Origin of the sequence: Mucilaginibacter litoreus, from assembly GCF_042676805.1 — a bacterium.
GTDB lineage: Bacteria > Bacteroidota > Bacteroidia > Sphingobacteriales > Sphingobacteriaceae > Mucilaginibacter > Mucilaginibacter litoreus.
In genome coordinates this window covers 79,522-91,262 of the sequence record NZ_JBHTHZ010000005.1, presented here as the reverse complement: position 1 = coordinate 91,262, position 11,741 = coordinate 79,522, and the positions used below count along the sequence as shown (strand labels likewise).

Genomic DNA, 11,741 nt, shown 5'->3' with positions numbered 1-11,741 from the left:
TTGATCTGAGCTTATGCAGTGACTTTTTCCGGAGATTTTGCAGCTGCAGGCTTAACAAGTCCCTGCGCTTTTTCAACCGTGTTGTTTTTTAACAGGTTTTCGCGATCGATCTTAATGTCTTTTGTAAATTTTTTAGCAAGCTTTTTTGCTTCCTTAGCAACTTTTTTATCTAACCGTTTTGATGGCGCAGTATATTTTGTAGTAATATCTTTCAACTGTGTTGCTATAGCTTGTTGCATAGCTTTATGAGCTGCTTTTTTCGCTTCTTTGATCAGGGGTTTAAGCTTATCTTTCATAAATTATGTATCTGTTTGATAATGTGCCACAAAGCTATGACATACCAACATTAAATCAATATTATCATTATGTTAAACATTGGCAATTGTTAACATACGTGATAACAATACTTTAATTGCTCAAGAGTAATTTATTAAGGAAGGTGGTTAGTTTTGTGTTTGAGTAATCTGCAGCGCCTTTATGATGAAATACTATTTGCCCATGTTGATTAATTATAAAAGATGATGGTATAACCTTCGAAGCAAGATTACCTTTTACTGATGAAGTTGTGCGATATACCTGTAAATCATAATTTCTGTCGCGCATAAATTCGACTGATTTACCAAGATCATTATCAATATCAACCATAATAAATACAACCTTGCCCTTAAACTCTTTTCTAAGACTATTTATTGAAGGCATTTCTGCTATACATGGTGGACACCATGTTGCCCAAAAGTTCATAAAGACTATTTTCCCCTTTAAATCAGATAAATGGAATGCCTTACCGTCCTGGACCTCAAGTATAATATCTTCGGCTACCGGGCCATCTGGCACTTTTTGTTCAGTCACCTCAGGCTGAAATAATCCGATATGCATTCCACCACGTATCAGCAATGCCTTAGCCGGAGGGAAAAAAAGGATGATAATAAGGGCTGCTATAAATAACAGATTAATCAACCAGGAAAATATTGATGGATATGTGTTTGCCACTTTAAAATTACTGGCAGTAAGATAGATATTATAAAGGGAAATAAAGGCTATTAAAAATTGTTCATCCCCTGATGTGGTTTTACTATTGCTTGGATGCTTTTTGAAAATACCGCCTGAATTAAGTTAAAAGCAAGATATTAATCAGGCTATGATATGTTTAAGCTAAAAAATTTTTAGACGTTTATAACACTGAAAAGATAATGAGTTAACTATCGCGTCTTAGCAATAAGCTTATAATCCCAAAAGGGGTTTATGCCCTTTTGGGATTTTTTATGTTTATTTTTGCAATACCATTACGCCATTCATAAGCAATGTGCTGCCACTATCAGCAACAATGTTGTAAACCTTTTGTACGCCACCAGCATTCTCAGATTTAAGCAGCACTTTATAAGGCTCATATTTACCGGTTTGCTCGTTAAGGCAAAGCACATCCTGCCCTACTGCTATCTCACCGATTTTTTGGTTACCTTGTTTAGTAAGCATCGGGTGATTGGGAGTGGCCTGTAATACTTTGCTATTAAGCTGCACAAAGCTTCCGGCATCAGTGTTTTTTACCTGCTCTGATATAAGTATCAGTTTGGTTAACGCATAATTTTTGGCTGCATGTGTGGTAAGCTCTTTTACTTTAACAGCGGCAGGTTGTTTGGTTGATGGGTCGATGGTAATTACCTGTTCACCGCTTTTTACATCTTTCAGCATCTTTTTAGTCCCGTTAGCCATAGTAACCAGTTCATCACCCGGAAAGCAGATATCATTGCCGTAAGTAGCACCCTCCTCTTTCATATCCTTACCACCATTAAGCAGTTTATATTGCTGGAAGCTGAATTCCTTTGAAAGCACATAAGACAACTTCAGAATAAAGTTAGTTTCAACCTTGTTGATATTATCTATATCCTGAAAGTATTGTTCCCACACCTTTCCATCAGCTGTAAAATCAGGTACTACGGCCTTATACAGCTTACCTTTTTCGTTAGTATAAAAAACCATGGTACCAATTTCCTGCATACCATCTTTGGCAATCAGCTTGTACAGATCAATGCGCTTTTTTAAACCATCGCTACCGGTTATAAAATAAGGTTTGCGGCCTTCATAACGGTCAAGCACGTAGGCATTCTCAAATTTTACGTAAGTGTCTTTATCCAGGTCGGCAATTGAAAACGTTTGTGCTTTGGTGTACTCAGCCATAGTAAGCGGTCGCGGATTAACCGGCGCCTGGGCATTACAAAAGTAAACTGATCCTGCAAAAAATAATGTTAATGTTAGTTTACGCATAGTATAGTATAAAGCTGATAAATTGGGTTCTTATTATTTATGATAATTGTTTAAATGCTTCTGCAAAGGCTTCCATTTCATCCATACGGCCAATACTTACACGGCACCATTCTTTACCGCCAAATGCCCAGCTACGAACGCCCACGCCACGCTTCATCATTTCGCCAACAAATTTACCTCCATTCATTTTAAGAGGGAACATAACAAAATTGGCTGATGATGGAATATATTCATAACCTTCCTTTTTAAGTACTGAATACAAGTATTCTTTAGAGGCATTGGTTTTTTTGAGTGCATCAGTTAAAAACTCTTTTTCCTGGTACGCTGCCAATGCACCTGCAAGTGTAACGGCACTTACATTGAAGCCGGCACTTGAGTAGCTTCTTAAAGCTTTAATAACATCGGGCTGGGCAATGGCATAACCTAAACGTAAACCGGCAAAACCATAAAGCTTGGAAAAAGTGCGGGCAACAATAATATTGCTTCCACTTTTAATCAGGCCGATCATAGAGGCTGCTTGCGGATCAGGCAAATAGTCGATGTAGGCCTCATCTACAAATACCATTGTTTTTTTTGATACACGCTCGCAAAAAGCTTTAAGCTTGGCAGTATCTACAACGGTAGCAGTTGGGTTATTAGGATTGCATATATAAACTAAACCGGTGTTGGCATCTACCTTTGCTTCCATAGCATCAAGGTCAAGCTTATAATCGGCTGTTAAAGGCACCTTTATCCATTTGGCATCAAACTCTTCTGCATAGGTTGGCAGGTCATCATAAGAGGGGTCACCGGTAATAACAGACTTACCGCCTTTGGTATAAAACAAAGCCGCAGCATGAAGTAAAGGTGTAGAACCCGAGTCCATAATCAGGCTTTTTTGGCCAACGCCTTCGTAAGTTGCAATTTTTCCGGCCAATTGCCCCATTTGCATAAAAGGGTATTGATAACTGGTATCCATAGCTTCGGCCATTGCTTTTTTTGCCGCCGCTGAAGGACCGAAAGGGTTTTCGTTAGCCAGCAACCTTGCTTTCAGTCCCGGCGGGCTGCTTAATACCGCTTGTTTATCACTTACAGCACGTGCAGAGGCTTTTAGTACTTTTGCCGGCATAGCATAAAGTTTATTTATTGCGCCCGAACAAAAAGCCAGTCCCCCGGCTACTAAGGCGCTGGATTTTATCCATTTCCTGCGGTTAATTGAATTTGACATTTTTAGTTAGTTTAGTATAGTTTAGTTAGTTCTCTTTTATCCTTTTTGAGCAGGGTACTGCACACGCTGTTCTTTCACCCTTGCATGTATAGCGGCAACCGTACTTCGTGCCGACTCGAATGCACCGGCCATCCAGGCATTCAGGTAAGTGACGTGTTCACCGGCAAAGTAAACCTGCTTATCCGGTTTAATCAATGCCGGATATTGCGTTTTACGGGTTTCGTTGCTGTAAACCGCCCATCCGCCCAAATTATATTTAGTTTTATGCCAACTGACAGAAAAGGAGTTTTCAAATTCTTTATCGTACTGCGGATGTATCAGCCTGCCTTTTTCAAGCGCGAACTTTTCACGGTCGGCGTAGCTTAACTCGCCAGTTCTTTGTGCCTTTTCGTTAAAGTTATAGTAGCCAATCAGTATCCCTTTTTTACCAAGATAATCGTATGACGGATAAAATATCTGTGTCAGATCGTTATTAGTATGCGTTATACCACCATACAAATGCTCATCCTCTTCCCAAAAACGCCTTTTAAATTGCAAACCGATCTTACCGGTTTGGATATAGCTAATATAATCAATTGCACGGCTAACATCACCAGAAAAATTGTTATTGATATTGCTTAATACAGGTAATGGTATTGTGCAGATGCACAGGTCGGCTTTAACTTCTTTTGGCACACCACCGGCTTTATATTTAATACTTACGCCTTCTGCCAGGTTAGTAATATCTGTCACCTCGGCGCCTGTTATAATGGATGGCTTTACTTTAGCTTCAAGGGCAGCAGCAATCTTATCCATCCCACCCACAGCCTGAAACATAGTCATTTGTAACTCATAAGTATATTCGGCGACGTTGTAAAAATCAGGGTCAATTAGCCCGGAATTAATTATATCAGCTAATTTGTAGGGGTCAGCTATTTTTCCTGGTTTGTTTCCGGCACCCGCTGGTTCTGTAAATCCCCGCCTTGCTGATGCTTTATAAAGTTTGTCTATATCCAGCCCCCCTTCGGCCATCAGATATTCCAAAACTTTTTGAACATCTTCTTTACTCAATGTACTATCAAGCGCACCATGATCAACGCTTTTGGCAAGCGTTTCGGCCATGTAACCCCTTATATCGTTATGTATCTCACGAACGCGGATCTTTTTGTTGGATAACGGCCCTTTGCCTTCGGCAAAGTAATAAGCACCTTCATTAACGTTGTTATAAACTTGTATAGGTACGCCCAGCTCTTTGCAATAATGCAGGGTTAGCTCATGGTTATGTGGTATGCGCGATGGCCCTGCATTAAAATACTGCCCCAGGTCAAACTTAGCTGTAGCAACCGGTTTATCAATTTCAGTTTGAGTACTTCCATTTCGTATGCTCCAGCAGCGCCCCCCCGTGCGTTCCCTTGCCTCCAGCACTGTACATTTATAACCCAATTTATTCAACTCATAAGCACAAGTCATACCCGCTAAGCCGGCTCCTAAAATTACAATGTGTTTTCCGTTGGCGCTGCCTTCCAGGTCAAAAGCATGCGCAGGCGCCGGGCGAAGAAGCCCTAAAGCCATCATAGCTGGGTAAGTGGCACCTGCAAGCATAGCACCTCTTCCCAAAAAATCTCTTCGGGTAATTGTTTTCAAAATAAGATCAGTTAGTAACAGTTAATGGGCTGAATATAGCCTGTTTTTTTCAGATTTGATAAAGATTTCAATGTAACATTCTCATTATTTCAAAAAATCACATTCATTATCAAACCTATAATAAATTAACCTGTTACTTAACAACCACCGGCCAGCCATCCTCCCATTTCAGCTTTTCAATTCCAAGCCGCTCATACGTATCTGTATAAGCATGAAAAATTAAATAATCAATCCCATTAAATGTATGCGCCGAGTTATGCCCGCGTGCATAAACTTTTTTTACGGCTGTTGTATCTCCACCAAGCACCAGTGTTCCGCCATTTTTGGCTAAATCAACACCATCCTTATCCAGGTAAGGGCCGGTTATTTTTTCGGATCGCCCTACTCTGATGTTATAGGTACTGTTTACTCCCGAGCAACATCTGTCCCATGATACGAACAAGTAATAATATCTATCCTTTTTAAATATAAATGGCGCTTCAATAGCACCATTACCTGCTTCTTCGTCGGTATACTTAAAGTCGCGTGGTCGGGCGGCAATTGTATACCATGTTTGTGGTTCGGCGGGTGTTTTGAAATCGCTTTGCAGCTTAACCAGCTTTAACCCATTCCAATGCGAGCCAAAGCTAAGCCAGGGCGTACCATTTTCGTCAACTGTCAAATTAGGGTCAATGGCATTCCAGTCGTCCCGCCCTGTTACAGATTGTAGCACCATACCGCCATCAACCCACTTGTAGTCTTTAGAAGCAGGATCAATCGTTTTATTGGTAGCCATACCAATAACAGAAGTATTTTTGCCGAATATGGATGTGGCATAGTACAAATACCACTTCCCGTTATGATAACTGAGATCTGGAGCCCAAAAGCCCAGGCCTTTAAAGCTTGGCAGCCTTTGAGCTACCCAGGCAGGTGCCTTGCTAAATACCGATGGCAACTTTTTCCAGGTTTTCATATCCTTTGATGCCCAAACCTGTATACCACCGCCTGTAAAATAAACGTAATAGGTATCGCCTTCTTTAGCCATACATGGGTCGCGTACACCCGGGTCGGTAGTAACGTCCCCAACCTTAAAGATTTCCTTGTTTTGGGCGATGACGGTTTTTCCTTGTCCACAAATTAAGCAGCATGTCAATAGCTGGATTGCAAATAATTTAAACTTCATGATTAGCAGGTGTATAATTATGAAGATAGTAATTTGATTGAACCGACCAATAACTAAAAAACAAATAACAGCAAATGTATAAAAAATGCTTTGCTAAATTGATTTAGTTATTATATTGCGCTACCTTTTATAAACGTATGAAGTATATCTTTTGGACGCTTCTGTTAGTTTCATTTTTAAGCAAACACACAAGTGCCCGTGCCACAAATGCTACAATAACTTCCAAACCATGGAACGCTCAATGGATTGCCACAATGGGCGATGACGGAAAAAGTTATGGCGTATTTTATTTCCGAAAATTTGTTGAGTTAAATAATAAACCCGCATCGTTTATTGTACATGTATCGGCAGATAACCGTTATAAACTATATGTAAATGGTAACCTGGTATCACTTGGCCCTGCGCGTGGTGATACTTATTACTGGAATTATGAAACTGTTGATCTTGCTCGTTATCTCACCCCAGGAAAGAACACGGTTGCTGCGCTTGTTTGGAACGAGGCTAATTACAGCCCCGCCGCACAAATAAGTGTCCGTACAGCATTTATACTTCAAGGCGATACCAAGCAGGAAGAAATATTAAACACCAACGAAAGCTGGAAAAGCATACGCGATAACGGCCATCAACCTATTCCGGGTTACTTTTTTGCAGCCAGTAAAGGTGAGTTAGTAGACATGAACCAGGCAGTTAAAGGAGATTGGACGGCTGCAAGCTTTGATGACAATAACTGGCCATCTGCTCTTAAAGTGATGGATGGCAAACTTAAAGGCGCCGCCTGGGGTATCGACTGGGCGCTGGTACCATCCACACTTCCAGCAAGGGAAATGACTTACCAACGGATCCTTAAGTTACGCAGTATTGAAGGTGTAAATGTGCCCCCGGCTTTTCCTTCTCAAAAAGCACCGGTAGTGGTACCGGCAAATACTACCACTGTTTTACTGCTCGACCAAACTTTTGAAACTAACGCTTACGTAACACTCAATTTTAGTGGTGGCAAAGATGCAGGCATTTCCCTTGGCTACGCGGAATCGTTATATGAAAAAGGAAGTAAAGGGGTAATAAAAGGCAACCGTAATGAGGTACAAGGAAAAGAATTTGTTGGCAGGATAGACAGCCTGATCGCGGATGGCAGCAAAGGGCAATCTTTCACTACGCTAAACTTTCGTACTTACAGGTATTTAAAGTTGCTTGTACATACTAAAAATGACCCACTCATCATTGATGATCTGTACGGTACCTTTACAGGCTATCCTTTCAAAAGGGCTTCTTCAATTAATACAGCCAACAAAGAAATCAATCAGATGCTGGATATAGGATGGCGCACAGCCCGGTTAAACGCATGGGAAACCTATATGGATTGCCCCTATTATGAACAGCTACAGTATATTGGCGATACCCGAATACAGGCCATGGTATCCTATTACAATACCAACGACGACCGGTTGGCTCGCAATGCTATCACACAAATTGACCACTCGCGCTTAGCAGAAGGGATTACCCGAAGCTGCTACCCAACAAATGGCACTCAAATCATATCTCTATTCTCATTGTGGTACATTGGCATGCTGCACGATTACTGGATGTACCGGAATGACAAAAACTTCATAAAAGACAAGTTGATTGGTGAGCGTGCAGTGCTCAACTTTTTCAGCAAATATCAGCAACCTGATGGTTCAATAAAGGACACACCATACTGGGCCTTTGTAGATTGGGCGGGGAACCTTTGGGGCGAGGTAAAAGGCAAAGATGGCAGCGCCGCAATTTATGACCTCCAACTGCTTTTGGCCTACCAATGGGCGGCCGAAATGGAAGGCCAGGTAGGCCTGCATGACTACGCCGTAATATACAACCGGAAAGCCGCCCAGCTCAAAAGCACTATTCAACAAAAGTATTGGGCCCCATTTAAAGGGTTATATGCAGATACTAAAGAAAAAAACGGTTTTTCGCAGCACGTCAATTCACTCGCAATACTATCTGGCATGGTAAACAAAAAAGATATGCCATTAATAGCACAAAAATTACTTAGCGATACCAGATTAACCCAATGTTCTATTTATTTTAAATATTATCTGAACCAGGCGCTTGTAAAAGCCGGACTTGGAAACGACTATATGAACTGGCTGGATATTTACCGCCAGAACATAGCTATGGGGCTTAGCACCTGGGCCGAGTATTCAGATGTCAATACATCCCGTTCGGATTGCCATGCCTGGGGTGCAAGCCCGAATATTGAGTTTTTCAGAACGATTTTAGGTATTGACAGCTACTCTCCTGGTTTTGAAAAAGTAAGGATCGAGCCACACCTGGGGCAGTTAAAACAAATAAGCGGAGAAATGCCGCATCCAAATGGACGGATCGCTGTTGATTATACTTTTGCTGATGGCAGATGGAAAGTCAATGTTAGCCTTCCTCAAAAAATCACAGGTATACTGATATGGAAAGCAAAACAATACAAGCTTAAGCCAGGGCTTAATAAATTTGTGATTTGAATTTATAACAGCGCTGCGTGCAGGCTTTTTATATATAAGCTATGGCAAACAATGCCATGGCTTGTATTAAACCCTTGGCCTGCGGGGGCGTTTATTATAGTTTGGATTTGGCCTTTGTTGTGGTGCCCTGGTATAATTTCGAACAGGCTTAACCGGGGCGTTACCCTGCTCAGGTACAATATTTAAGGTCAGCACACGATCGCCCATGGGTGTACCACTTAAACCTTCTATGGCTGCATTGGCCTGTTCTTCAGTGCTGACTTCTACAAAACCATACCCCTTACATTTTTTTGTTGCACGATCACACACCAATTTGATGGTTATTACATCAGCATAAGGTGCAATCAATTGCACAATTTCAATTTCCTGCATTTTTAAGGGGAAGCCACCTATAAAAAGTTTTGTCATGAGCGATAAATGTACGAAGCAAAAATAGCTTTTTAAACCGTAATATCAGTATCAAGTATCCGTGTATCGCGATTGGAGCAACCTGTATCTGCAATATTTGGCTTTTTACAAAATATATCTCAGTTTAATTATATGTTAGTTAGCTCCTCGATTCATATACAACATTTAATATAAATTTTTAAAATTTATTACAATTAAAGTGTAAACACAAAGGCATTGGGTTAGCAATGCCTTTGTGTTTACTAAGTTGAATAAAGCTTTAATTTAGCGCCACCCTAAACCGGGGGCCACATGCTCTATTATAGAAGATAAAACATGAACATTATAATCAACGCCTAAAGTATTAGGGATGGTCAAAAGAATCGTATCGGCTTCCTGAATAGCTTCATCTTTGGACAGCTCCTCAATCAGTTTATCCGGTTCGGCGGCATAACTTTTTCCAAAAACCGCACGTTTATCACTTTCAATATAACCAAATTTGTCTTTGCGGTCTGCTTCCTGCCCAAAATAATACCGGTCCTGGTCAGTTACCAGTGCAAAGATAGAGCGGCTCACAGAAACCCGTGGTTCACGTTGGTGGCCAGCATTTTTCCATGCTTCTTTATATAATCTGATCTGTTCGGCCTGCTGTATATGAAAAGGCTTGCCGCTTTCATCATACTTTAATGTAGAGCTTTGCAGGTGCATACCGTTTTCTGCCGCCCAAACAGCGGTAGCATTAGATGCGGCTCCCCACCAAATACGCTCCCGCAGTCCTTCTGAATAGGGTTCGAGCCTTAACAATCCAGGTGGATTTGGAAACATTGGGTATGGATTAGGCTCTGCAAATCCAACACCTTTTAGCTTATCTAAAAATTCCAGAGCCTTTTCGCGTCCCATATCCGCATCGGTTTTACCTTCAGCAGGTTCATAACCAAAATGCCGCCAGCCATCTATAACCTGCTCCGGCGAACCTCTGCTTATTCCCAATTGTAATCGTCCACCAGATATCAGATCGGCAGCGCCGGCATCTTCTACCATATATAACGGATTCTCATACCGCATATCTATTACACCGGTGCCAATTTCTATTTTGTTTGTTTTAGCGCCAATTGCCGATAATAAAGGAAATGGCGATGCCAATTGGGCTGCGAAATGATGCACTCGAAAATAAGCGCCATTTATGCCAATCTCTTCGGCAGCGACAGCCATGTCAATAGATTGCAGCAAAGTATCAGCTGCCGTACGGGTTTTATAGGCAGAATGGTTTGCCCAATGCCCGAATGATAAAAATCCAACTTTTTTCATTACTACAAAACTAAGGAATAGTCAGTCTAATTATGCATCAGGGAAAAGTCAACATTTTGTATATGGATGGTGTTTATCTGTAGTCAGATCATTACAATAAAGGCTTCGGCATGACCTATGCTTCCTTAGTGATATAGATACGGTTGTCATTCAGTTTGTAAATACAAGCGGAGGATACACCTGGAACCTGTCAGGAATTATATACAACAGAATTGTGAAAATATTAAGACATAAGGCGACTTAGGCTTAAGGGCCGTCAGGACAATAACCAAACGCTATAATGTTTGTATTACAGCACTTTATAGAAAGTAATACATTCGACTCACTTTATTACATTCGGGAGGCGCTTTGTTTCATCGAAATCCGGCTTTTTACGGTAAAAACAAAGATTTTAATTTTAAGTGATACAATTTGCACTTTCAACTGCCTATTTTTTAATATGGATGTGGTGCTACTGCGTTTTATGGTCGTTTGAGTCGCCTTTTTTGATGCCCGCTATCACATATCAACGCGTTAATGCAAACAAACAAAATAGCGCGACAATGGTATTGCTTTTTCATATACCATTCATACCGTTACTAATCTAACCGACGCATCATTTATATATCAGGTCAAGCATCTGCCTAATTGCCTTTTTAATTTCGCTTTGTCCGGCCGGTTGCTGAATATCAATGCCGCAAAAAGTATTTTCCTGCATTTTGGCATGTAAGGTGAGATAATAAACCCCTCCCATCAGTAAAGCGTATATTGCCCGAAAATTAACTTCGCTATCTGAAAAATGCTTGTCGAATACTTCACATAGTACAATCTCCCCAACATTTTCGCGCTTCAGATCAAGTTCCTTTAACATCGCCGACTTTTCGCTTAGCCCCCATGCGATGATGCGACGCATTTCTTCATTGCCGATCAGGCTATCAAACTGATCTTCCAATACGTTAAATGCAAGCGTTTTTCCGGCATCTTTCCTGGCTTCCAGGACAATATCTTCAACATCTTCAGGTTCCATTTTCCAATAATCTTTGTTGTTAAGGTATTCCTTAACCAGTCCCTCAAGGTCCCCAAAGTAATCGTAAATCAGCCGCCGGTCTAATTTTGCTTCCTTGGCCACGCTGCTCGCGCTTAAGCCTGCAAAACCCTTCTTATTCAATATTTTTCCGAGCGCATTTATCAATGTCGCCTTAGTACGTTCCTTGTTTCTAACAGGGCCGTTAGTGATCTTTCTTGTCATTTGCCTGAGCGTTGATTTTTTAAAATAAAGCCTTTCCGAATCTTAGAAAAGACCAAATTCGTCTCCCTTTCTTGC

The 11,741-nt window shown here is 41.0% G+C and carries 11 protein-coding genes; 2 read left to right on the top strand and 9 right to left on the bottom strand.

Annotated features, from left to right (window positions below):
- Window positions 1-11: 11 nt before the first annotated feature.
- The 6 genes from ACFQZX_RS08505 to ACFQZX_RS08480 form a co-directional block, all read right to left on the bottom strand.
- A complete protein-coding gene (locus ACFQZX_RS08505; protein WP_377113779.1) occupies window positions 12-296 on the bottom strand; it encodes a hypothetical protein in 285 nt (94 codons plus the stop codon).
- 112 nt (window positions 297-408) lie between these two features.
- The gene (locus tag ACFQZX_RS08500; RefSeq protein WP_377113777.1) at window positions 409-990 is read right to left on the bottom strand and encodes a TlpA family protein disulfide reductase; all 582 of its coding nucleotides are present in this window, start codon (window positions 988-990) and stop codon (window positions 409-411) included.
- Window positions 991-1,266: 276 nt separating this feature from the next.
- Window positions 1,267-2,262: a Hint domain-containing protein gene (locus ACFQZX_RS08495; protein ID WP_377113775.1), complete on the bottom strand. Its 996-nt coding sequence runs from the start codon at window positions 2,260-2,262 to the stop codon at window positions 1,267-1,269.
- A 37-nt stretch (window positions 2,263-2,299) separates the two neighbouring features.
- On the bottom strand, window positions 2,300-3,469 hold the full coding sequence (locus ACFQZX_RS08490) for a pyridoxal phosphate-dependent aminotransferase (RefSeq protein WP_377113772.1): 1,170 nt from the start codon (window positions 3,467-3,469) through the stop codon (window positions 2,300-2,302).
- Window positions 3,470-3,505: 36 nt separating this feature from the next.
- A complete protein-coding gene (locus ACFQZX_RS08485) occupies window positions 3,506-5,092 on the bottom strand; it encodes a flavin monoamine oxidase family protein (protein ID WP_377113769.1) in 1,587 nt (528 codons plus the stop codon).
- 133 nt (window positions 5,093-5,225) lie between these two features.
- Window positions 5,226-6,254, bottom strand: a complete 1,029-nt coding sequence (locus ACFQZX_RS08480) for an arabinan endo-1,5-alpha-L-arabinosidase (protein WP_377113766.1) — start codon at window positions 6,252-6,254, stop codon at window positions 5,226-5,228.
- A 137-nt stretch (window positions 6,255-6,391) separates the two neighbouring features.
- On the opposite strand from ACFQZX_RS08480, the gene ACFQZX_RS08475 reads away from it, so the two are divergent.
- Window positions 6,392-8,743 (top strand): alpha-L-rhamnosidase-related protein, encoded by a 2,352-nt coding sequence (locus ACFQZX_RS08475; protein ID WP_377113763.1) that lies wholly within the window; start codon window positions 6,392-6,394, stop codon window positions 8,741-8,743.
- 66 nt (window positions 8,744-8,809) lie between these two features.
- Here the strand turns inward: ACFQZX_RS08475 and ACFQZX_RS08470 are convergent, their stop codons facing one another.
- Together ACFQZX_RS08470 and ACFQZX_RS08465 are read right to left on the bottom strand one after the other, a co-directional pair.
- Window positions 8,810-9,151, bottom strand: coding sequence for an RNA recognition motif domain-containing protein (locus ACFQZX_RS08470; RefSeq protein WP_377113761.1), 342 nt, complete (start codon window positions 9,149-9,151; stop codon window positions 8,810-8,812).
- A 264-nt stretch (window positions 9,152-9,415) separates the two neighbouring features.
- Window positions 9,416-10,438 (bottom strand): LLM class flavin-dependent oxidoreductase, encoded by a 1,023-nt coding sequence (locus ACFQZX_RS08465; RefSeq protein ID WP_377113758.1) that lies wholly within the window; start codon window positions 10,436-10,438, stop codon window positions 9,416-9,418.
- A gap of 32 nt (window positions 10,439-10,470) precedes the next feature.
- Here ACFQZX_RS08465 and ACFQZX_RS08460 point away from each other — a divergent pair, with 32 nt between their 5' ends.
- Window positions 10,471-10,521: an H-X9-DG-CTERM domain-containing protein gene (locus ACFQZX_RS08460; RefSeq protein ID WP_377115311.1), complete on the top strand. Its 51-nt coding sequence runs from the start codon at window positions 10,471-10,473 to the stop codon at window positions 10,519-10,521.
- 512 nt (window positions 10,522-11,033) lie between these two features.
- Here ACFQZX_RS08460 and ACFQZX_RS08455 read toward each other — a convergent pair.
- On the bottom strand, window positions 11,034-11,666 hold the full coding sequence (locus tag ACFQZX_RS08455; RefSeq protein WP_377113755.1) for a TetR/AcrR family transcriptional regulator: 633 nt from the start codon (window positions 11,664-11,666) through the stop codon (window positions 11,034-11,036).
- Between the last annotated feature and the right edge of the window lie 75 nt (window positions 11,667-11,741).

What these genes read in the sequence shown, in the direction of transcription:
- ACFQZX_RS08505 (WP_377113779.1), bottom strand. Translation starts at nt 296, where the DNA reads ATGAAAGATAAGCTTAAACCCCTGATCAAAGAAGCGAAAAAAGCAGCT.
- ACFQZX_RS08495 (WP_377113775.1), bottom strand. Translation starts at nt 2,262, where the DNA reads ATGCGTAAACTAACATTAACATTATTTTTTGCAGGATCAGTTTACTTT.
- ACFQZX_RS08490 (WP_377113772.1), bottom strand. Translation starts at nt 3,469, where the DNA reads ATGTCAAATTCAATTAACCGCAGGAAATGGATAAAATCCAGCGCCTTA.
- ACFQZX_RS08480 (WP_377113766.1), bottom strand. Translation starts at nt 6,254, where the DNA reads ATGAAGTTTAAATTATTTGCAATCCAGCTATTGACATGCTGCTTAATT.
- ACFQZX_RS08475 (WP_377113763.1), top strand. Translation starts at nt 6,392, where the DNA reads ATGAAGTATATCTTTTGGACGCTTCTGTTAGTTTCATTTTTAAGCAAA.
- ACFQZX_RS08470 (WP_377113761.1), bottom strand. Translation starts at nt 9,151, where the DNA reads ATGACAAAACTTTTTATAGGTGGCTTCCCCTTAAAAATGCAGGAAATT.
- ACFQZX_RS08465 (WP_377113758.1), bottom strand. Translation starts at nt 10,438, where the DNA reads ATGAAAAAAGTTGGATTTTTATCATTCGGGCATTGGGCAAACCATTCT.
- ACFQZX_RS08455 (WP_377113755.1), bottom strand. Translation starts at nt 11,666, where the DNA reads ATGACAAGAAAGATCACTAACGGCCCTGTTAGAAACAAGGAACGTACT.